We start from the raw sequence: 22,852 nt of genomic DNA, 5'->3' as shown, positions 1-22,852 counted from the left end.
AAGAGTGATGAGCGCTTTAAAACATGTAATTCCGCCTGTCGTAAGAGGTGAAGATAGACGTAAATCTGACCGGGATAACTATGTCGATTGGCGTGTTAATCAACGCTCATATGAGTTTATAGGGGCGACGTTTGACCCCCTTACGCCCATGCAAACACTCGCGCGCGCCAAATGGATGACTGAAAACCATGGGTTTCGATTTATCGTGACACCAAATGTCGATCACCTTGTTCGTATGGCAAAAGAGCCCGACATATTTAAACCGTTATACGAAGCCTCATGGTTATCCGTATGTGATTCACGTATTCTAGAACTACTCGCTGCATTTTCGGGTATCCCGCTTAAGGCTGTTCCGGGGTCGGATTTAACGCAACAACTCTTTGATAATGTCATATCAGCAGAGGATACCATCAACGTCATTGGCGCGGATGAAGAAATTGTTGAAAAGGTCAAGACCATCTATGGATTAAGCAAGGTCAATCTACATCAACCGCCAATGGGTATGCGCCGTAAACCTGAGGCGATAGAGGCGGCGGCGAAGTTCGTGGCAGATAACCCTGCGCGGTACACTTTCATCTGTGTGGGTTCACCCCAACAAGAGATGGTTGCGAAAGCGTGCCTAGAAAGAGGCGATTGTGTGGGGCTTGGTCTCTGCGTTGGGGCTTCATTAGACTTTTTGGGCGGGCGGACAAAACGTGCACCGAAATGGATGCAATCTATTCGTATGGAATGGTTATTTAGACTGGCGAGTGAGCCGCGCCGTTTATGGAAGCGCTATCTTGTTGAAGGGCCAAAAATATTTTGGCTATGGATGAAATGGTCCCTCTTAAACAAGCGCAAAAAAACGCATTAGCGTGTATCAAATTTATCTTTGCGCTTAACCCCCATCAAGAGTCTTGCTTCGAGTCTTTCTCTTAAGGCTCTATAATAGGCATTGAGAAACGCCGTGTCAGTTTCACCTGCCATCTGAGTCCATCCAATTTTTTGACGGATACGTTCCGCGACATCATTCATGGTTTTGATTTTTTGTGTTCTGAGGACGGTTTCCAAAACATGTAATTCATGAATACCATAGGCCTCAACTTGGGCCGGGGTGAAGGTGAAAGACTCGAGTGATTCTTGGGATTGCTTTGCGAGGTCGCGTCCCAATATGGGTTTGGGCGCGCGAACGACCCATGTTCCCGCAATCATGTCGCCGGCCCGCAAGCGATCTTTATTAAACAGAGGGAATAACAGAAATATCCCGCTCCATATTAACCCCAATAGGGCAATCATGCCGTCAACATCATTGGACTTTAGAATTAAAAAACTAAGCGGTAGGAATAATTCGATTTCTCGTAAAGCGTTGCGGGCAAAAACGGCATTTGCGGAGAGTTGGGCGCGCCCCATGGCTGTATTTCTTGCCGCAACGCGAATTTTCATGAGACGTTTGCCTGGCGTGGCAGCTTTGGGGCCCATTTCAAAAATAAGAAAATAAAAGCTTCGAAGAAAAAGCGCGAAGAGGATAAATAAGCTAATGGCGAGTTCACCATTCACCGCAAATCCGCCCCATATAAAAACGAAGAGACTTAGTATGAGGGTGATGCTTATGATTAATAAATCAATCGTGACGGCGCCAATGCGCGCTCCCACATCCGCCAATTGGATTTGCAAATCTACACCTTCTGGCGTGATGAGCGTGCGCCGATCAGATGGCGGGATGGGGGTGGTGTAGGGCGGAGCAGAGCTCATTATTTAACCCTGCTCTTATCTTCAGCCCGCGGAATATATAAATAGGCGAGCCAGAAAAACAGCAATGAGATACCAATGACATAACGTAATATGTCACTGGTAATAAGTTGCCGCGCAAAGCCTTCAAGTAAGCCAGCAAAAAACAGCATGATGACAACGCCTACCATCAGCAAAGCTGAGGTGCGACCAGCCAGTGAGGCCGATTGCAAGCGGGATAATATGCCGGGAAAGGCAATGGCGCGGCCAATATGCAATCCTGCTCCGCCCGCTAATATAATGGCAAAAATCTCTGTAGAGCCGTGAATGATTAACCAGCCGCCTATTTCAAAGCCAAGATCCCGCGAAGCAAATAACCCCAAAAATCCACCGACCATAAAACCCGTACTGAGCATGAATAGAATGGTTGGGATACCGAAAGCAAAGCCCAAAGCGAAAGCAAATATGGCTACGCGGGAATTATTTGAAAAGAGATAGCTTGCAAAAATGCCTAAACCATCCGCGTTTTCAGGCTTGTCATATATCGTTGCTCGGAGAGCTTCAGTAGAAGCCGCCGGTGTACGATCACCGGCGAGGCCAGCATCCACAAAGGCATAAAACCAATCGGAGTCTGCTTGAACCATATAGAAAGCAGCAAGTGTGGACACGAAAATTAAAAATGCAGACAGGGCGGTATCTTTCCAAAGCCTTTGTGCCGCTTCTGGCCAGTCTTTAGAAATAAAGCTTATTATACGTTTTCCTAAGCCCATTTGTGTTCCGTACAGCTTATAATAAGCTCGAGTGCAGAGGTTTTCCAAATAGGCGGTGACATTTTGATCAAGAGATGTGGCCCGTGCAACAGAAAGAGAAGAAAGCGTACTGCGATAAAGACGGGGGAGGTTAATCAAGTCATCTTTGCTTAGAGCGCGAGCGCCTTTAGATTCCAATTTATTGAGAAGAGTTTCAAGAGCCGTCCAGTCGGCCTGACGTTTTTCGCGAAATCTTTCGGATTTTAGCGCGTAGCTCTCTATGCCGATAGGATTGTTTTCTTGTCCAGAAAGGGGCGCATTACCAAGAGATAGAGGGTCGTGTGTAGTCATTAGATGATGCCTTTCCCTTTCAACTCTAAATACCGATTTACAATATCTATATTGAGTGTGTCAGGATTAGCATCAATGACATCTACACCCATACGTTTTAATTTAGCTAAGACGATGTCTCGTTCAGATAAGAGAGTTTGGGCAATAACGGACCGACTTATATCATCGGGTTCTTTGGGGTGTAAATTTGCGAGATCCTCAAGAGGTTGGTTTTTAAACGCAACAAATATGATGACATGGCGTTTAATTAATCGCGTAATAGTTTCGAGCATGAGCTCGGATTGCGTGGTGTCAATAAAGTCCGTGAATACAACAATCAGGCTTCTTCGTCTCAGTTTCTGTGCCAAGTAAGATAGTCCAAATGTATAATTCGTTTCTTCATTGGAATAATCAATTTGTGCCGTTTGATTTTGTAAACTCGCAAACTGGGATGTTCCAGAGACAGGGGAAGAGTAAAGGTGTGGGGCCTTATCAAAGCTGTATAAGCCGACCCTATCACCCATTTTCAAACTGACATAACCCATAATGAGAGCCGCTGATATAGCTCTATCTAATTTTGTGAGTTTCACAGAGGCTTGGTCTATTAATTCCTCGCACATCAGATATCCACTATCGAGGGCGAAAACGATGTTATGATTGCGTTCGGTTTTATACTCTCTGGCCAGCAAGGTGTTATGACGGGCAGAATGTTTCCAATCGATGGCGCGTTTATCCATACCAGGAAGGAATTCGGACAGAGCATCAAATTCAGTGCCTTCTCCGCGCAGATTTTGAATTTTTTGACCAAAAATAGCGTCTTTAGAAAAAAACTGAAGGGCCGTGTTTCTAACTACTTCTGTGTTAGGAACAATGGCAATTATTTTATTCAAAGGGTCTTGTCTTTGTTGCCAGATGAACCCCAATGGCCCTTGCCAACGCGACCAAAGACAGTGAAGGTGCGCGTGCCCGCGGCGGCGCGTCGTAATATCAAATTGCACAATGGCCTGATGATTTTCATCCGCGCGAAACAAGGCGATATCTGGGGCGCAGGAAACCCGATTATTGGTAGTTAGTCTAAACTCAGCTGTTTTTGGCGGCGTGTTTTGTAAGTTCTTAAAGTCAAAAGTAACGCGTTCATCTGTCCCAATATATAGCCTAGGGGAAGTGGTTAAACGGGGCGTCATGGATTTTGCGGGCAATGCCAAGAGCATATCAAGCAAGAGCAATCCAATTATCGCAACGGCCCATGCGGCTCCTATTGCCCAGAGAGCAGGTATAACCACCGCAAAAAATAGGGCGACTGGAATACCCAAAGCCAATAACCAAACGGCTTTTTGTGTTGGATATAAGGAAAATTTAGGCGGTTCTAACCGCTCCACTTCCATGTTTTCACTATATGAAGGTGCTGCGCGGGACAAAAGACGAGAGACTATCTTGGCGCATTGGTTTGTTCAATTACAGCTGAAATAACGGAGTCCGCATTGCGGCCTTCAATCTCTGCTGTAGGCGATAATATGGCACGGTGGCGAAGCGCCGGCAAAGCAATGGCTTTAACATCATCTGGTATGACATAATCGCGTCCAGCTAAGGCGGCTTTGGCACGAGAGGCTATAGCAATCATGGCTGCTGCGCGCGGTGAAGCGCCTGTTTCAAATAACGGATCATTTCGCGTGCCTCTTACTAAATCGACGATGTAATGTGTGACGTCATCTGTCAGTCGGACATTAGGAATGACGTCAAGAGCGGCCTTTATCTTTGCAGGTGTCGCGATGGGTTTTAGGCCGAGAGTCTTTAAATCAGCTGACCCTGAACTGGTTCCGTGGCGTGCAATAATCTCTAATTCTTCATCACGGCTCGGGTAATCAAGGACATGCTTGAACAAGAACCGATCAAGTTGGGCTTCTGGCAAAGGATATGTACCTTGCTGCTCAATCGGGTTTTGCGTGGCGATAACCATGAATGTTTTGGCCAGAGGGTAGGCTTTCCCATCAATCGTCACTTGTCTTTCTTGCATGGCTTCAAGCAAGGCGGCCTGCGTTTTAGGAGGGGTCCGGTTAATTTCATCGGCAAGAAGCAGGTCACAGAATATAGGGCCCTTTATCAATGAAAATTTTGATGTCTGGAAATTAAAAAGGTTTGTTCCGAGTAAGTCACCGGGCAAAAGGTCTGGTGTAAATTGAATGCGTCCAAAGTCGAGCTTGAGAGCATAAGAAAACGCCTGAGCTAAAAAGGTTTTGGCGGTGCCGGGAACACCTTCTAATAAAATGTGACCGCCTGATAAGAGTGCCACTAACATCAACTCAATTGTGTCTTGCTGGCCGATAATGGCTTTATTGATTTCGGTGCGCAGAGCCTGCGCTAATGTTTCGACGGGGGCTAAGTCTAACTCGCTCATTCCGTAATTTCCTTTTTCCATTTCTGAAGGGCGGTAGCTACACGTGTCATTTCATGTCTTTGTGTAACGGCATTTGCCTCTGTCTTTAAAGTCTCAAATGTAGGGGTAATGTTCCGACCTCTTTCTCGGCTGTCCAGAAGTGAATCGGAGCTAACGGATAGGCGGCTTTGTCCTTGAAGCGCGTATTGGGCTTGTTTTCGAATAAGCGCTGCATAATCAGGCATAAGGAGAGGTTCGCGCCTTGCAATAGCGAGAAATTCAGCCGTTGTTGAGGCTAATGATTGAGGCCCTATTGAGCGATCCGCGCCAAAATCAATGTCAGACCCTTTTTTAGGGTCCCCAAAACGTATGAAAGCTTGCCACCCTAAAAGCGCAATTAAAGCCATAATAATTATCGTCACGGATAAAAATGGAGGTTGCGTAAAGAGCTTTATCATATTTCGCTTACTGCTAATGCCGTGAAGGGACAAATCTAAACGAATTGAGGATGTCTTGGTCTCGCTCATGATGTAATTAAGCATACTTACGGAAAACCTAGCTTTTGACCGTTTATCCAATCCAGCCGTATTTAAAAAATCAGGGTCAGACAGGATGTAAGTCTGACTGTCTGGAACTTTGGCCAGAAGAATGTCATCTTTTTCGACCGTTATGATGGGAATAAGAGTTTCACTATTGAAAGTCTGAAGACGAGAATGATAGCCTTGATAGGGCGTGCCATTATTTACGAAAGAAAAAACATGTTCTTGGGTTAAATCCCCGCCGGTTTTACCAATACGGTTGATAGTAAGCTCCCCCGTTAGCGTCTCAAGATTTGAAGCGAGCGGTCTGGCTGCTTGTAAATCTCTATAAGGTAGTTTTTGGACCCAGCCTTGAACTTTAGGCATCGGCATGACACTCCATTTTGGCAAGACTATGAGTTTGGGGTCATTGGGGTCTAACGTGTCTAATCCATCCGTTTGATAAGCTGAATCTAAAGTATATATTCTCAGCGTATCTATTTCCCCGTATAATGGTTTTTCTGAGTCTGTACGGATTTCAACATCAAGGTTTTCTAATAATATTTTTAGACCAGCAAATCCGATAGCAGAGCTGGATAGGGCATGAGCCTGTCCGTTATCTTTATTGCGTAAATCATCAGCGTAACCTGACAGGGCAATTAATGCCGTAAATGAGAACATACCAATCAGAACAATACCGATGATGAGACCCGTTCCCATAAGGTGTTGGGAGGTTTTAGAAACGCCTTTTTCCACCTGATTTAATGTGTTTGTATGTGTCATGCGGTAAGGGCCGCGCGTGTTTGAATTGGGTCTTCGTGACGCGTGGGCATAGCGAATTGCGCATAGGCTTTACGGCAGCGCTCAAAAGCCTGCTTGTCTAACATTTGTCCGCCAAAATGCGAACGCTCCACCTCTGAAGCGATTAGCGAGAAAGCTTGTCGTGTCTCTGGTGCAAGAGAGGACAAACCAGATATTTCCCGAGATGTATAGGAGCGCCTAATCATATTGGGTTTTTGGGTGCCGATATCTTGAATGGATCGAAAGAGTAATTGATGCACAGCTTCTGCATATCGGCCTTGTTCGGCCAAACTATCAACGGCTTTTAACAAAATCAGAGCTTGTTGTGTTGAGGGCCGATAGAGCGAGTCTTGCGCCCGCTCTTTGTTTTGTTTCTGCTTATAACTTCTCTGCATGTCGAGAACGGCTTTTGTAAAGACATATAAAAGCAATCCCACGCCGCCAATTACAAAGCCCCAAAACAATAATTCTAATAATGGGGATATAGCTTTCAGAAAGGCTAGAATCGGTTCTATGATTTTATCTAACCAATCGACTTTTGGCGGCGGGGGCGTTTCGGGCAAATCAAATTGCAAGTGATCTTGGGATTTAAGGCGACGAAATGCTTTGTCGAAATCATCCATGGCAATAATGGTTTCCGTTATTTCCAAGGGATGTGCAGACTCAGCGGGAGACGTTTGGGCGGTGCTAAGCGCGGAAAAGCCAAAAAAACAGGTCAAAGCTGTTAAACTTATAAGGACTCTTTCTTTCAAAGTGAGGCTATAACCATTTTACGAGGCGGAAAATTAACAGTTGAACCAAGCCAATAATAACGACAATGGCCGTGACATACCAAAATCCCATGGCGTTCTCTACCCATGGCATGCCGCCGACATTTATTCCCATCATTCCAGAAATAAGTCCAAGAGGGAGGAAGATAGCTGCCACGACAGAAAGTAACATCATATTTCTGTTCATTTCTTCAGCGCGCATGTCACTTAGTTGGTCTTTGACGATGGCGCAGCGTTCCCGCACAGCATCAAGTTCTTCAGTAATACGAGTGGCTTGGTCGGCACTGTCGCGTAACCTTAATTGGTCGTCATTGGAGATCCATGGCAAAGACTGCATAGCCAAAGTGTTTAAAGCTTCTCTTTGCGGGGCAAGGTAGCGGCGAAGCATGATAGCCTCTCGGCGTATTTCTGTAACTTTGGATCTCGCAAGCTCGCTTCTATTTTCGTCAATGGCCTCTTCGAGTGTGTCGACTTGTTCATTTAAGTCCGTAATTGTGGGGGCCATTCTATCCGCGAGGGCAAGAGCGTATCCAGCAATAAAACCACCCGGTGTGGAAGAAACAGATTGTGTTTTTAATCTTTCGACCCTGTCTTGTGTCGCCTTCAATTTTCGACCGCATACAGATATGACGCGATTGCTTTGGATAAAAAAGCGTATCGGAATCATGTCTTCAGGCTCAGCCCCAGCATTAAGGTTCACGCCGCGAAGGTTGATTAAGACATCTTCGTTACGAACAATGGTGCGGGGGCGACTATCGGCTGCCAAAAGTGTATTCGTGGCGACATTATCAACCATTTTATCTTCAATGAAAACGGTACGCGTGTCAGGGTGTTTTCTGTCAAAATGGAGCCATAAAAACCCTTCTCCGGGCTTGGGGGCAAGCGGGATAGGCGTGGTCGGAAGTTCTGTCGCCTGTCCGTTATTATCAATCAAAAAAGCATGTTGGAGACAAGTCATGGCACCCTTTCATCGGTACACTTTAGGCGGGCCAAGCTATGGGTCAAGCTGACTATAACCGCTTTTTCGAAATTAATATGGCCGGTAGTAAACCGCGTAGAGAGTTTCCAATAAAAATCTTATCGGCTTTTAAAAAGCGTTCAAGCGAGATTTCTGTTTCAGTGACTTTCTCTGAATTTACTAGGTCTTGTCGTAATATTCCGGGGAGAATGCCTTTTAATTTGGGCGTCAATAATTGGCCATTTTCTTCGATGTAGACAGTGGTGAAGCTGCCCTCCATAATTATATGATCATGGCTCATGAAAATCACTTCATCAATCTTCTCTAAGGCTTGAAGCCGAGACCGTTCACCATCATAAAAATCCCGCATTTCGACTTTGTGCTCAGTAATTTGCCGAGAAGGTTCCAAGCAATATTGCGAAAGACATATACGAAGCGGCACTTTACCAAGCGGCTTTAAGGGGCTTGATGACATCTCTAATTTGCCCGAGCGCGCGAGAGATAAACGAATACGTTGAGTCGTGCTTCCGCGTGGAATTTTATCCAAGAGACATGACTGAATTTGGGTTTCAGTCAGAGGTATCTTAAATTGACTGGCGGCTTTTAATAACCGGTTTATATGCTGATCCTTGCGAATATACCCGTTTTCAGGCTCCCATCGAAAGGTTTCGAAAACAGCGCGCGATTTCGGTTTAAATATCTCTGCTTTTAATAAACATTCCTGATATTCATCTTCGCCGTCACTGTCGAGAACAACGCCGCTTCCCACATCATACCGTAGCTGCCCTTCATTTAATTGAAGCGTGCGTATAGCCACATTGAAACAGGCATTGCCATTGGGGGCGATATAACCAATAGCGCCGCAATAGGCTGACCGATTATGCGTTTCTAATTCGTGGATAATTTCTATGGCGCGTATTTTGGGGGCGCCTGTAATAGAACCACAAGGGAATAAACCTTTAAATATCTCTAGCCAAGATAAGTTTTCTTTCAAAGTCCCGGTCACCTCAGATATCATTTGATGGACGGTGGGGTAGGTCTCGACGGCAAAGAGTTCAGGCACCTTTACGGAGCCTGGGGCGCACAAACGTGAGAGATCATTCCTTAAGAGATCAACGATCATCAAATTTTCGGCTTTTGACTTGGGTTCGTTTTGCATTTCAGCGCGTAGCGCTTTATCTGCGAGAATGTTAGACAATCGCGGCCGTGTGCCCTTCATCGGTCGCATACGCATATTAGAGCCATGTTTCTCAAAGAATAATTCGGGCGAGAATGAAATAATATCATCGCCGCCTAGGCGTACAATACCACCATATCGTCCGGGTTGAGAGCGCCTGAAACTTGCATATAAGGTCTTAGCGCTGTTACGTGTCTGCCCCAAGAGAGGGAAGGTCAAATTGATTTGATAAACATCCCCGGCTTCAATGTAATTTTGTACTTTCTTATAACGGTTGAGATAGTCGCTTAGACTCCATTGAGGTTCCAAATGCACAGAAACAGGCTTTGCGCGGTAAAGACTATTAGCGGGCGGAGCTTTGGGAGGGGTTTTAAAAACGCCGAGTTGAATAAGCGGCTTATCTTGTGTCGTTAAAAGAGGCCTAAGCGAAGGCTCTAGCGCATAGCCGAGTTCATATGATAAGAACCCCGCAAGATAATACCCTGACCTCTGATAGTTTTCTATTTTTTCAAAAGCTGCGCTTAAATCACCGTAATTATAAGCCGTAATAATATCTATAGGCTGAGTGAAATAACGAGTTTCTCCCGTTTTTTGGTCATCTAATAAAACATAAGGCCGCATAATTCGAGATGGGCCTAAAACCAAAACCCTGGCATAATTCCAGCGTAAAAAGCATTTCTTCCGCGTAAAATATCAGAGGCTTCTTCAACAACGCATCGGCGAAAGCTTATGGGAGAGCCCGGCGCTATCTGCCCGAGTAACCATTGATCGGCCGTGATGACTTGTAAGGCACGGGCATATCCCCCTGTGCAATGTCCATCAATCATCGCCAAAATGGGTTTCCCATCTGGCGGAATTTGTAGCGTCCCCGGTAAAATAGGGCTGCTGGTCAGCGGTGTTTTATTGATTAAGCCAATATGGTCTCCTATCAATCGCGCCCCCATTCTGTCCGTGTCGGGTGTTGTTATAAAAGGCGAGGTGTACATATAGCGTTTTGCCTCTGGGGTTAGCCAAGACCATTCTGAAACCGAGCGTGCTCTGAGAACGATATGCCGAGACAATATGGGGGCGTAGCCTGTAGGTAGGGATTGAGAACCTATGTTCTCCATCTCAGCGCAATGAAACTTATCACCACTTCTTACAGCGCGTCCTTCGATCCCGCCCAATGACGCAGGCGTATAAGTTGATACAGACCCCATGAAAGGTTCGCCGATTAATCCGCCTTCTATTGCGATATAGGTACGGCAACCAATACGAGCGAAGCTGAGTGTCAGAATGTCGCCTTTGTTGACAGGCAGAGCTCTGTTGGTCTCGACATTTTGACCATTTATTTGGGCCCACATTTCAGCCCCTGACAAGGCAATGCGCGTTGCTTTTTCGAAACGTATATGAAGACCGCCTAATGTGCACTCCAGTGCAGGGGCGTCCCATGAATTGCCAACAAGAAAATTTGAGAGCGCGAAGGATAATCTATCTGCGGCGCCGCTCTTGGGTATACCTAAATGGCGATATCCGGGCCGTCCTGCATCTTGTAATGTAGTCTGCGACCCGCCATTGAGTATCGTTAAAATAGGGTCACGCATTAGACTTTGCCTTGTGGTATAAATCTGACTTGATCACCAGCCTTAAGAGCAAAAGGCTCTTGGCGTTTTGAATCAAATATAGAAAGAGGCGTGCGCCCAATAATTTGCCAGCCGCCGGGGCTTTCCAAACCATATATTCCTGTTTGCCAATTCGCGATGCCAATTGAGCCTGGCGCCACTTTTAATCGCGGGGTCGCATGGCGGGGATGGTGAAGCTTTTTGTCTGTTTCAGATAAAAACGCAAAACCGGGAATGAAGCCCATAAGGCAAACACGATAAAGACGGCTGCTGTGCCGCTTGATAATTTGCGTTTCTGTGAGCTTTGAGGATTTACAAATATTTTCCATATCTGGACCGTCTTCGCCGCCATAAAAAACGGGAATATCAATCGGCTTTATTGGTTTATCTTTTTTGGCTTTGCTTAAGTTGTTAAGGGATGTTTTTACGGTGTTAAGAGCCGAAGAAAGTTCAATCATCATCGGATTAAACGTCACCATAAGGCTGTCATAAGCAGGGACAACATTTGTCCAAAGATTCATATCTCGCAATGTATCGGACAGTTGATGGATTGCATTGGACGCTTTTTCTGAATAGCCCAAAACATCATAGGCCACCAATACAGCATTATCGCCATAAGGCTCTACCCGTGGATCCAACTTTGTTTTTTGGGGTTTAAGGGGCATATTAGGGCGAACCTTGTTTCAAATTTTTAGAGAATTGAGGCAATGCAAAAGACTGAATACTGATATTGGCTTGTTCTAAGGCGGCCTTCGTTTTTCGGGCTGTTTCGACAGCCCCCGCGCTATCCCCATGTAAGCAAAGGGATTGGGGGTGAATATGTAAGGTTTTGCCGCTTTGGGTTTTCACGCTCCCTTCAACTGCGAGTGAGACAGCTTGGTCAATTCGGCTTTCATCTGTGGCCAAGACAGCGCCTTGGCGGCGTCGGTTCAGTAAATGCCCATCATCTGTATAGCGTCTGTCTATGAAACCTTCGGCTATAAATTCTAATCCATAGGCCTTCGCCGCTTGTGCCATTTCAGAATTTGGTCCGCCCATGAATATGAGAGACGGATTTAACGCGTGAATAACAGAGGCGATTAACTCGGCCTTTATGGCGTCTTTTACGGCATCATTATAAAGCGCGCCATGAGGCTTAACATAGGCTATCGTTACGCCTTCCTCTGCGGCGACCTCCATCAGAGTTGTAATCTGATTTGTAAGGGATTGTTTTAAATCGGCTTGGCTTATGTCTTTCCCAAGCGTCAAAGATTTACGCCCAAAATTTTTGCGATCAGGATAGGCAGGGTGCGCCCCAACGCTCACATTGTTTTGCTTGGCGTTTTGAAGGGTTAGGCGCATTGTCTCTTTATCGCCCGCATGACCCCCGCAAGCGATATTGGCAGAGCTTACAAAACGGAGAATATCGGCTTCGGATTGCGCCCAATCCGCGTTATCTGCTTCGCCAACATCTGCATTTAAATCAATGACTTTCATTGAAGGCTCCATAGCGTGCAAAATGAGTCCCGCCTATCCCTTTTCTATAAAACCCTCTTCTATTAAACCTCCTTGGCATTTAAGGATGATAAAGGCATGAGGCGATATGATTGAAGATCCTATATTTTGGATAGCTGCAATATTTGCTGTTCTCATCACAGGTGTGTCCAAAGGCGGGTTAGGCGGTTTAGGTCTGTTCGCGGTTCCCATCATGGCGTTGACGATATCACCTGTTCAAGCCGCAGGGATTATGCTGCCTATTCTTATTGTCATGGATTGGGTCAGCCTTTGGTCCTATCGTAAGCTGTGGGATAAATTGACGATAATCAGAATTTTACCTGCCGCTATTTTGGGCGTAGCGCTGGGCGGCGTTTTTGCCGGCGGGGTTAATGATGATATTGTACGGATACTGGTTGGCGTGATTGCTGTTTCCTTTCCTATTTATGCGGCGGTGAAACCCTTTTTAAAACTCACCCCAGAATCCGCCCCTGTGGTTTATGCCACATCTGGGCCGTGGTTCAGCCCTATGGGAATAATGGCTGGTATAGCCGCAGGCTTTACCAGCTTTATTGCCCATGCCGGCGGGCCGCCTTTCCAAGCCTATGTTATGCCGAAGAATTTGGAAAAACGGGTATATGCGGCGACGGCGGTGATGTTTTTTACAGTTGTGAACCTTGTGAAACTTATTCCTTATGCTGCGCTGGGGCAGTTTGATGCGACCAACCTTAAAACCTCGGCGATGCTTATTCCTTTGGCGCCAATTGGCGTTTGGATTGGCATTTGGGCCGTGAAGCGAGTGAACCAAACTGTTTTCTATCGTATCATTTATGCTCTGATTTTCATAACGGGGTTAAAGCTGATTTTTGACGGGCTGTTTTAACGCGCAGCGATAATCGCTTCGGCGCAGGCCGCGCCGCTTGCCCAAGCCCATTGGAAATTATGCCCCCCTAAATGCCCGGTTACGTCAACGACTTCGCCAATAAAATAGAGCCCTTTCACAGATTTCACTTCCATAGTTTTAGAGGACAGACTGTTCGTATCGACGCCGCCTTTCGTGACTTCGGCTTTGCGGTATCCCTCACTACCGGCGGGGGTGACGTGCCAATGATTGACCATAAGCGCGAGGTTGTTGAGCGCAGCATCATTCATATCGGCCAGACGAAGCTGTTTAATATGTGACGCCAAATAGGCCGCCAGACGTTTCGGCAAATATTGCGAGAGCCAAATTTCGGGCGTTTGCTTGGGCGTTTCTGTTCGCGCCTTTTTTAACGCCGTTAATATATCAATATCGGGGGCAAGGTTAATCGTGATGGAATCGCCGGGATTCCAATAAGACGAAATTTGTAAAATGGCAGGCCCTGATAAACCGCGATGAGTGAAGAGAAGCGCCTCTTCAAAATCATGGCCGGGATGGCTGACGACGCTATTCGTGCTGACCCCAGACAGGGCGGCGATGGGCTCTTTCAGCTCCCCCGTAAAGGTCAGCGGCACGAGGGCAGGGGCGGGCTCCACAAGGGGGAGTTCAAAGCGCAAAGCGAGTTCATAGCCAAACCGCGAAGCGCCCATTTTGGGGATGCTCGGCCCGCCGCAGGCGACAACCACGGCTTTGGCCTCTATCGCTTCGCGCGATGTGGTCACGACAAAACCTGCGTCAAATTTATCGACCCCCAAAACATTGCATTCCAAACGCAGTTCCATGCCTTTAGCTTCTTCGAGAAGCATATCAATTATTTGCTGCGCGCTCTCATCGCAAAACAGCTGTCCTTTAGTTTTTTCATGCCATGCAATGCCATAGCGTTCGACCAAATCAATGAAGTCTTGCGGCGTATAACGGGCAAGAGCAGAACGCGCAAAATGCGGATTTTGCGAAATGAAGTTTTTATGCGTGCAGTGAATATTGGTGAAATTGCACCGCCCGCCGCCGCTAATACGGATTTTTTCTCCGGGACGTTTGGCATGGTCAAGCACCAGTACAGACAGCCCGCCTTGCACGGCGCGCCCCGCGCACATAAGGCCCGCCGCCCCTGCGCCAATAATGATAAGATCATAAGACATGGCGAGGCTTTATAGGGCAAATCGGATAAGGTCGAGTAGGATTACTCACCATCCGAACGCGGCCTCGCGAAGCGAGCTAGTGAGGATGCGCCGCAATATCGCGAGCCCTCGACACGCCGCACATTTCTATCAACTGCCTCCCCAAGTTATATATATCCAAGTTTATGGCCGAACGCGGCCTCGCGAAGCGAGCTAGTGAGGATGCTACCGCTCGAACGCGGCGCGCAAAGCGCGTTAGTAAGAGTGCAACGCTATATCGCGGTCTCTCGATATTTAAGCACCACTCCATCAACTGCCTTCCCCTGCCAATTGCGCCTAACTCACCTAACTCATGACCTCACAACAAACACTGGATCCCGTTTTTCAACGGGATGAGCGGAAAATAGGAGGGATGCACGAGAGAGTGAAACGCCGTCATCATGGCTGCTTGCCCTTAAAAACGACGTCGACAATATTCGCCTCGTGATAGGCTTGTACGGCTTCGCTTTGCGCCTCTTTGCCTTTAAAAATGGCCGCGATAAAATCTTCACACAAAACGCCGCCTTCAAAGAGGGAATAACCATTTTCCGTCAACCCCTCCCAAAAGGGTACGGTTTCGCGTTTGTCCTGCGCCGCGCCGATAGGCTGACCGCGCATCCCATTATTCATAGCATGCCAATGATTGACGGCGTCTTCAATTTCGGCGGCCACGCTCTCGCCCTCTGTCCTGCGCGCCAAATGGGTGAACCGATTGCAAAGGTCTATTTTATCTTCGGGGTGGAGAGGCGGTAAATCCACGTAACGGATATATTCAGGCTCAACCGAGGGGAGGTCGGCCTCTAGCTTAGATAATTTGGCTTGCTCGATTTTGAATCTAAGATGGCTAAGAGAGCGTTGGCTGAGGGTCTTTTCAGAGCGCGGCATATAAATATCCCTGTTTTATCATGTTCTATATTTAGGCGAGTTTTTCATTCTGCTCGCCATCAAGGGTCGAGCCAAAGTGAACGCCAGTCTCAATCCGCCGCAATAAAGAATGCGGATTGGGTTGGCGGGCGGCAATCCGCCACAATAAAGTGGACGTGTCCGCGTGGTGGTCTCTACGATGGAGACCAGATGAGTTTTGTTTTACGCAGTTTCCACCACGCGGCAGCGGTTTGTACCAAGACGGCCTGATTACTACCCTGCAGTCATGACCTGCGAGTCCGTTGATTGCATGAGCCATCAACAAACCTAGGCCACGTCAGTCAGGCCCCATCTCAGAAGATCCGGCACAGTCCAGCCCCGTCAGGCCAGATGCTCAATCCCGCTGTCAACTCACCAACAAACCACGATCGCCTGCCTGTCCGTATGAGCCGAACAAGGGGAGTGTATCAGAGGGGTAAAGAGCGTGGATGGAATAGGGTGAATTGATGATAAGCGATTGGAATGATTACGGGCTAGGGGCGTGTAAGCGTGGAATGAATTTAACCTGTTGAACGAACATGGTGAGTCCTTGAAGAGAGATAGTAGCGGAAGGCTAGAAAACTAAATCTTAAATGAAGTACACATCGCTTTTCAAATGGCTCTCGATAATATCACCAATATAGATATGATATATTGGTTCCAAAAATTTAGGAGAGAATTATTTAATTTACTCCAATTACGTGTATAGGAAGGTGAAAACGGTGTTTAGTTTATGAAATTTCGTGAACAGTTTTGTAAGACTGGAGGGAATAAATGAGTGCAATTGATAGAGTTAAATCTCTACACTTAAAACCAAACTCATTTCCAATCTGTGATGACTGTATCGCGGTTAAAGCGAAATTGTCTTCTCGCCAAGAGTCAAATATTATCTCCCGAAAATTAATTCAAACGACAAGATTTGATAGAAGGAAAGATTATTGTGGTTCATGTGGTGGGTTAAAATATGTTATGTTTGCAAATAAAATGGGGCGTAGTGTTATTCAGAAGCGTCCTAAGGAAGTTGCTCGTCCAAGAGAACTTTCTCAGATTAAACCTGCTTCAACGAAAACCTACTTTGGTGAGAATAGGGAGAGAAATATTGACCTACTTAAAGAAATTGGCTTCGTTTCAATTGGCTATTGGCAAGATAATAATGGAGAGCCAGAGTTAATTCAAAATGATATGCATGACGCCTCTCCGGCTCTTTATGCATTTGTAGAGTGTGGCCAAGTTTTATATGTTGGTAAGACGAAGCAAAATTTGAAAAAACGCCTCTACTTTTATTCCAAACCGGGCGTATCTCAGGCGACAAATATTCGTATAAATGCAAATTTGAAAGCTGCACTGTTCGATGGCAGAGAGATTGATATGTATGGTTTTAATGACGTTCGCCCTATGAAGGTTGGAGCGTTTTATCTGAATTTTTCTGCAGCTCTAGAGGATAGTATTATTGATACGTTAAAACCAAAATGGAATTTGCGATAGAGTAAAGGATTGTTTTTTCCATGGTATGCTGGTTTGGTTTGTTTCTGGCAAAATGTTTGGTAGTGCCGAATATAGAGATTGTTATGATTCGGATGTTAATTGGCAGGAATTATACGTTCTATCTTGAAATCAAATTACACGAGCTAACACCCCTAAGGTGATTTTTAACTCCCTCGCTTCTCAATACTTACGTCCTAGTTTCTTAATCACACCGTTTCATTTCTCAGTTGAAACTTAACACCGACCCTCTGTTTTAATCCCCTGTGTTTTAATCCCCTGTATTTTAATCAGGTTGTGGCACCGTGTGGCGGGTTTAGCCGCCTATGCGGCCTTGGACGCGAACGATTGCGGCGTCGCCCGAAATGGCGCTAGAGATGCCAACAGACCATTTATCAGAGGTGCGACTACGCATTTGTATGCCGCCCCCAAAACCCGTTTCTGAGCCGCCAAATCCATCATCATAAAGCGCCAATCCACCCGCAATGCTCCATGTTTCATCAGACCCTAAATAAAGATCAGGAATAGAGGCCAAAGCCGCAGATCCGTGCCTGACTTTGCTTAGGCCCTCGGCGTTATTTGAAATGGCTGCTGTATTTAAATCTATCGCTGATTTATTCGCTGATATACCCAAACTATTGGACGCAATTAATCCAGAATTTGCCATGATGTCTGCGGCATTGGTTGTAATGCGCGCCGAGTTGCCTGCAATTGATTGAGAGTTTGAAGCAATAGCCGTGCGATTGTCAGCCACACCAGTTTCCGCCGCCGTCACGCGCGTTGTTACGCCGCTAATATCGGTTTCTATGGCCGCTATATTATTGGCATTCCCTTGAATACGGGTGCTGTTTGTAGATATGGCGGCCGTATTCGTTCCTATAGAGGCCGTGTTGGCGGCGACATCACTTTGCGTCGTGGTGAGGTCGGCTCTGACGCTATTAATCGCCGTAGTATTGCCGGCTATGGCTGTGCTGTTCGCGCCAATCGCGGCGGTATTGCCCGCTATGGCTGTCGTGTTAGTGCCGATGGCGGCGGTATTGCCCGCTATGGCTGTCGTGTTCGTGCCGATGGCAGCCGTGTTTCCGGCTATGGCTGTACTGTTTGTGCCAATGGCGGCTGTGTTGCCTGCTATGGCCGTACCATTATTTCCAATCGCTGCGCTATTGGCGCCGATGGCCGTACTATTCGTGTTCACAGTCGACTGAACACCATTTAATTGGTTCACATTTACCGCGTCTGTGCCCTGTGTACCTGCGGCGACATTCGTAATTTGCCGTTCAGCACCGACCGCGCCGACAGAAACAGTATTTGCGCGATAGGTGATGGAGCCCATGCCGAGGGCAATGGAATTAGCAAAGGTGGCTTGCGCCTGCCCGCCAATCGCCAAGGCATTCTCGCCTGTTGCAGCACTGTCAGCGCCAATGGCGATTTGCATCGTGCCGGGGCCGCGGGCATCTGCACCTGTGCCGTCATAATTTAAGTCCGCCCCAAAGGCGATATTGGCGCTGCCGTCACCGCTAGCATTTGATGCGCGTCCGTTGGCCATGTTTTGGCTATTAGTCCCACTCGCATTGGCGGCAAGACCGGTTGCGTAATTATCACTAAAGTTACCGGCTGAGACGGCCCCTAAACCGAAAGCAATATTGCGGCTTTCATTACCTGAGGCATTGTTGCGTCTTCCGTTGGCAATATTGTTACTAGAGTCACCAGACGCATTTGAACCATCACCAATGGCGGTATTGAAACTGTTATCGCCTTGGGATACCGCCCCGGCACCATAGGATATATTGGCACTGTTGGAGCCACTAGCATCAGAAAATCGGCCGATGGCGTTGTTGGTACTATTATTTCCAAAGGCTATTGCATTACGCCCAACTGCATAGTTATCGCTGTTGTCACCCGTAGCAATCGAATAGATCCCGCTCGCCGTGTTGAAGCTATTATTGCCACTCGCATTGGAAAACGATCCATTGGCTATATTGTTACTTTCCTCGCCGCTGGCATTGGCTCCAGTGCCTGTCGCAATATTGTTACTCATGGCGCCGCTCGCATTGGAAAACGCCCCATTTGCTATATTGTAACTTTCCTCGCCGCTGGCATTGGAGGAATCGCCTGAGGCGATATTGCGACCTAAATCACCGCTGGCATCGGCTCCATTGCCTGTCGCAATATTGTTACTCATGGCGCCGCTCGCATTGGAAAACGCCCCATTTGCTATATTGTAACTTTCCTCGCCGCTAGCATTAGAGGCATCGCCTGAGGCGATATTACGGCCTAAATCACCGCTGGCATCGGCCCTAAGGCCTGTCGCAATATTTTGGCTCATGGCGCCACTCGCATTGGAAAACGATCCATTGGCTATATTGTTACTTTCCGCGCCGCTGGCATTGGCTCTATTGCCTGTCGCAATATTGATACTCATGGCGCCGCTGGCATCGGCCCTAAGGCCTGTCGCAATATTTTGGCTCATGGCGCCACTCGCATTAGAAAACGCCCCATTTGCTATATTATAGCTTTCCTCGCCGCTGGCATTGGACGCTTCGCCTAAGGCGATATTTCGACCTAAATCACCGCTGGCATTGGCTCCATTGCCTGTCGCAATATTGTTACTCATGGCGCCGCTTGCATTAGAAAATCGCCCATTCGCCATATTGCCGCTGTCGTCGCCGCTGGCATTGGACGCTAGCCCTATGGCGATATTCTCACTATCATCACCGCTGGCATTGGCCGCATCGCCTGAGGCGATATTGCGGCTTAAATCACCGCTGGCATTGGCTACATGGCCTGAGGCGATATTGCGACTCAAATCACCCCTGGCATCGCTACTATTGCCTGTCGCAAGGTTGATGCTTGTGGCGCCGCTCGCATTGGAAAATGACCCATTCGCCATATTGCCGCTATTGTCACCGCTCGCATCTGCAAATCGTCCTAAGGCAATATTCTCGCTCTCATTACCGCTAGCATCAGCGGCGACGCCCGTTGCGATATTGAAACCTACCGCGCCGCTCGCGTTACTCGACCACCCATTGGCCAAATTGGCGCTTTCATCACCGCTAGCGTCTGCGCCATCACCAATTGCTATGTTTCTTGAGATATCACCGTCGGCCCTAGATAAATAGCCGCTGGAGATATTTCGGCTGTTGTCACCTCTGGCTATAGAAAAATGGCCGCTGGCAACGTTGAAACTCATCTCGCCGGTTGCATCCGCATTCGCGCCTGTTGCGGTATTCCTGCTATTTGCGCCAAACGCCCCAGAGTGCGCGCCGATAGCCGTGTTGCGGCTATTGTCACCCTCAGTGCGCGCATCAGATCCTATGGCAGTATTTCTACCATTGTCGCCTGAGGCCTGAGCCCCCGCTCCGGTGGCAAGGTTGAAACTGAGATCGCCGGCAGCAACGGCATAAGTACCGTAGGCGGTATTGCTGCTATTATTGCCAGAGGCGATGGAATCTCTTCCTGCCGCGATATTAAAACTGTTGTCCCCAAAGGCCCGGGCACCTCGGCCGAAAGCACTGTTTACCGAACCCTCGCCTGATGCGTTGGAAAAGCTGCCCACTGCGGTATTGAAACTGTCATTGCCGCTGGCATTTGCGTTATCTCCTACGGCCGTATTGGCCCCGAAGGCCCCAGTTCCGGTCGCGTCAGCATTTGGCCCGCAGGCGAAATTTTCTACTCTGCCTGTAGCATCCGCGCCGCCGTCCGAGTCAAAGCCATCGGCAGCGCCTGGAAGAGTTCCTGTGTCCAGTATGCAGGAGTTATCCTGAGCAAGAGCCTGTCCTCCGTTAAAGGCCGTCGCGGCAAGGCTAAGCGTGAGCGCCAGCGCGCTAATGCTCAATAATGATGGTAATTTTGATGTGTGTCTTGCAGTGATCACAGCGCTCTCCCAGAATAATTAAAACGAGGGTGCATGAGCTGGCGCTGGCGACGGACAACCCCAAAAGGTTCCGCCGCCTGCGCCTCGCGCCCCATCTGTTCACGCAGCAAAGCTGTGTGGTCAGCAACGATTGAAGATCAATTGGAATCCAAGCAGAGCCGCTGCGTGACGCAGATCGGATACCTTGTCTCTATTTTGGGGGACCAGGGGCTTTATGAAAGCCTGCTGACATATTGCCCCTGTTTGAATTCCCTTTTTGATCTTCGAAAACGGGTTGCGCGAAATTTGGGGTGAAGTCCTGATGGAAATATGATGGAGGAAAGAAATATTGAATATTTTTTGCAACAGCTATAGAAAAATCTGTGGTTAAAAAGGAAGATTCTAATTGTCGATGACCGAAAGCGGTTTTTCATCAACGCTGTCCTTTGATCGCTTCAGCATTCAAAATTGCTGGGTTGAACCTGCGGCTCTGACGATTCGGAGCGGGGCAGGCGTTTCAACCACTGAACCCAAAGTCATGATTTTGTTGCAAGTGATGGCAGAGCGTCCCCATTCGACTTGGCATCGTGATGAACTTATTCGCCGAATTTGGCCAAATGCTGATGGCGGCGATGAGAGCCTGACGCGTTTAGTTTACTTACTTCGCAAAGCTTTTTCGAGCATCCATAATATCAAGAGCCTTATAAAAACAGTTCCTAAAATCGGTTATCGATTAGAGGCCGAAATTCAACGCGGTGATAGTCTAATCAGGGATGGGCAGCGTTTCTGGCCCACCGATCAACCGCCCCAATTGACAAGGCCTCTGATAAGCGGGTTAACAGAGGGGAGAACAGGGCCAGCGTCTGAGCCTGGCCGGGCTTCATTGCGCCGGTCACTCTACTCTGTGGCTGTTCTTCCCGTACAGGGGCAAAGCACAGACACAGAGCTCCTTAGAGATGGGATGACAAGAGGTCTTACGGCTCTGCTGTCTCGCTCTCATTGGTTACACGTTTCGCCGAGCAGTTCCGTATCCTTTGTAACGCGGAGCCAAGAAGACCCGACTGATATTGCGAATGCTTTGAAAGTTAAATACCTCGTTTCGGCATTTCTAACGACACATAATCGGCGCATACGTATAAATGTCGAGCTGATAGATGCTGTAAATGCGCGCCTTGAATGGACAGAAACTTTCGAAGCTGCGGTCGATCATTTTTATGATGTTGAAGGCGACATCGTGCAGAGCATCTCTACAGCTATTTCAACTAAAGTCCGATCTACAAACCTTCCGCCAAAGGAAAGCCTGAGACCTTTTGAAATCGAGACTTATGAGAGAGTGCAGCTCGCGAAAAACTTACGCGCCAATTACGGCCCGCAAACAGCGCAACAAATTAAACAACACCTTGAAGAGGCGTTGTTGATTGAGCCTGATAACCCCATTGTAAAAGCAGAGCTCGCCGTGCAATTGAGCCAAAATGTTGTGAGTAAATGGACAGAGGATGAGGCGGCAACAAAGAAACGTGCCAACCGCCTTATTGCCGAAGCGCTGTCGACGGCGCCCAATGACTCTGACGTTATCATTGCCATGGGGATTGTAAGTACGATGTTTCACAATCCTGACGCTGCGATTGCCTATCTTGAGAGAGCCGTGGACATTAATCCGAATGCTGCTCATGCGCGTGCAGTGTTGGGCTGGCAACGCTGTTTACGGCATGCAGATAGTGACGGAATAGCCTTGATAGAAAAGGCAGAAGCCCAAGCGCCCCATCACCCAAGGTTTGGATTATGGGCCACTTATCGCGGAACTGCACATTTATTTATGCTTGACTATAAAGCGGCCATTCCTGCCTGTCAGGATGCCATTATACGAACGCCAAATTACTATCAGCCTCATTTATCACTCGCTTGGGCTTATGTCGGGGCTGGTAAGATTGCGCTCGCGCAGACATGTGTTACGCGGGCAAAAAAATATGGCAGTGCGGATATCGCTACGGAATTTGTAAGTGAAATAAAAAAATGGTCTGAAAACTCACCCAATAAGCGCGAGTGCGGGATTGTGTTGGATCAGCTTGTGTCCCTGTAA

Annotated in this window: 18 protein-coding genes; 4 read left to right on the top strand and 14 right to left on the bottom strand. The window is 47.6% G+C overall.

The genetic code is table 11. From position 1 onward, the window contains the following. Positions 1–7 precede the first annotated feature (7 nt). The gene (locus DES40_RS07175) at positions 8–853 is read left to right on the top strand and encodes a WecB/TagA/CpsF family glycosyltransferase (protein ID WP_121100031.1); all 846 of its coding nucleotides are present in this window, start codon (positions 8–10) and stop codon (positions 851–853) included. On the opposite strand, the gene DES40_RS07170 is transcribed toward DES40_RS07175, so the two are convergent. The 11 genes from DES40_RS07170 to DES40_RS07120 all read right to left on the bottom strand — a co-directional run bounded on the left by DES40_RS07170 (position 850) and on the right by DES40_RS07120 (position 12,461). Then, positions 850–1,731, bottom strand: coding sequence for an RDD family protein (locus DES40_RS07170; RefSeq protein ID WP_121100029.1), 882 nt, complete (start codon positions 1,729–1,731; stop codon positions 850–852). The genes DES40_RS07175 and DES40_RS07170 overlap by 4 nt on opposite strands. After that, positions 1,731–2,807, bottom strand: a complete 1,077-nt coding sequence (locus DES40_RS07165) for a stage II sporulation protein M (RefSeq protein WP_121100027.1) — start codon at positions 2,805–2,807, stop codon at positions 1,731–1,733. The genes DES40_RS07170 and DES40_RS07165 overlap by 1 nt, the downstream gene beginning before the upstream one ends. Further along, positions 2,807–4,171: a DUF58 domain-containing protein gene (locus DES40_RS07160; RefSeq protein WP_121100025.1), complete on the bottom strand. Its 1,365-nt coding sequence runs from the start codon at positions 4,169–4,171 to the stop codon at positions 2,807–2,809. The genes DES40_RS07165 and DES40_RS07160 overlap by 1 nt, the downstream gene beginning before the upstream one ends. Before the next feature lie 44 nt (positions 4,172–4,215). Next, a complete protein-coding gene (locus DES40_RS07155) occupies positions 4,216–5,181 on the bottom strand; it encodes an AAA family ATPase (RefSeq protein ID WP_121100023.1) in 966 nt (321 codons plus the stop codon). Next, on the bottom strand, positions 5,178–6,461 hold the full coding sequence (locus DES40_RS07150) for a hypothetical protein (protein WP_121100021.1): 1,284 nt from the start codon (positions 6,459–6,461) through the stop codon (positions 5,178–5,180). The genes DES40_RS07155 and DES40_RS07150 overlap by 4 nt, the downstream gene beginning before the upstream one ends. Continuing rightward, entirely contained in the window at positions 6,458–7,102 is a 645-nt protein-coding gene (locus DES40_RS07145; protein WP_121100019.1) for a hypothetical protein, read from the bottom strand. The genes DES40_RS07150 and DES40_RS07145 overlap by 4 nt, the downstream gene beginning before the upstream one ends. Before the next feature lie 136 nt (positions 7,103–7,238). Next, a complete protein-coding gene (locus DES40_RS07140; protein WP_121100017.1) occupies positions 7,239–8,207 on the bottom strand; it encodes a zinc transporter ZntB in 969 nt (322 codons plus the stop codon). A gap of 52 nt (positions 8,208–8,259) precedes the next feature. Continuing rightward, positions 8,260–10,005: an aminodeoxychorismate synthase component I gene (locus DES40_RS07135; protein ID WP_121100015.1), complete on the bottom strand. Its 1,746-nt coding sequence runs from the start codon at positions 10,003–10,005 to the stop codon at positions 8,260–8,262. Positions 10,006–10,019: 14 nt separating this feature from the next. Further along, entirely contained in the window at positions 10,020–10,967 is a 948-nt protein-coding gene (locus tag DES40_RS07130; protein ID WP_121100013.1) for a 5-oxoprolinase subunit C family protein, read from the bottom strand. Continuing rightward, entirely contained in the window at positions 10,967–11,650 is a 684-nt protein-coding gene (gene pxpB, locus DES40_RS07125) for a 5-oxoprolinase subunit PxpB (protein WP_121100011.1), read from the bottom strand. The genes DES40_RS07130 and pxpB overlap by 1 nt, the downstream gene beginning before the upstream one ends. Before the next feature lies 1 nt (position 11,651). Continuing rightward, positions 11,652–12,461 (bottom strand): 5-oxoprolinase subunit PxpA, encoded by an 810-nt coding sequence (locus DES40_RS07120; protein WP_121100514.1) that lies wholly within the window; start codon positions 12,459–12,461, stop codon positions 11,652–11,654. A gap of 106 nt (positions 12,462–12,567) precedes the next feature. Here DES40_RS07120 and DES40_RS07115 point away from each other — a divergent pair, with 106 nt between their 5' ends. After that, positions 12,568–13,341, top strand: a complete 774-nt coding sequence (locus tag DES40_RS07115; RefSeq protein ID WP_121100009.1) for a sulfite exporter TauE/SafE family protein — start codon at positions 12,568–12,570, stop codon at positions 13,339–13,341. Here the strand turns inward: DES40_RS07115 and DES40_RS07110 are convergent. Both DES40_RS07110 and DES40_RS07105 read right to left on the bottom strand, forming a co-directional pair. Beyond that, entirely contained in the window at positions 13,338–14,516 is a 1,179-nt protein-coding gene (locus tag DES40_RS07110; RefSeq protein WP_121100007.1) for a BaiN/RdsA family NAD(P)/FAD-dependent oxidoreductase, read from the bottom strand. The genes DES40_RS07115 and DES40_RS07110 overlap by 4 nt on opposite strands. Positions 14,517–14,933: 417 nt before the next feature. Further along, positions 14,934–15,419 carry a hypothetical protein gene (locus DES40_RS07105; protein WP_121100005.1) on the bottom strand — a complete coding sequence of 162 codons (486 nt, stop codon included), beginning with the start codon at positions 15,417–15,419 and terminating at the stop codon, positions 14,934–14,936. A gap of 792 nt (positions 15,420–16,211) precedes the next feature. Between DES40_RS07105 and DES40_RS07100 the strand changes: the two genes are divergently transcribed. Then, positions 16,212–16,922 carry a GIY-YIG nuclease family protein gene (locus DES40_RS07100; protein ID WP_121100003.1) on the top strand — a complete coding sequence of 237 codons (711 nt, stop codon included), beginning with the start codon at positions 16,212–16,214 and terminating at the stop codon, positions 16,920–16,922. Between the two features lie 313 nt (positions 16,923–17,235). On the opposite strand, the gene DES40_RS07095 is transcribed toward DES40_RS07100, so the two are convergent. Further along, positions 17,236–20,793 carry a beta strand repeat-containing protein gene (locus DES40_RS07095; RefSeq protein ID WP_121100001.1) on the bottom strand — a complete coding sequence of 1,186 codons (3,558 nt, stop codon included), beginning with the start codon at positions 20,791–20,793 and terminating at the stop codon, positions 17,236–17,238. 391 nt (positions 20,794–21,184) lie between these two features. On the opposite strand from DES40_RS07095, the gene DES40_RS07085 reads away from it, so the two are divergent. Further along, complete coding sequence (locus DES40_RS07085; protein WP_121099997.1) at positions 21,185–22,852, top strand: winged helix-turn-helix domain-containing protein; 1,668 nt, start codon at positions 21,185–21,187, stop codon at positions 22,850–22,852.

It is taken from the genome of Litorimonas taeanensis (assembly GCF_003634015.1).
GTDB lineage: Bacteria > Pseudomonadota > Alphaproteobacteria > Caulobacterales > Maricaulaceae > Litorimonas > Litorimonas taeanensis.
This window is presented reverse-complemented; position numbering and strand designations above follow the sequence as displayed.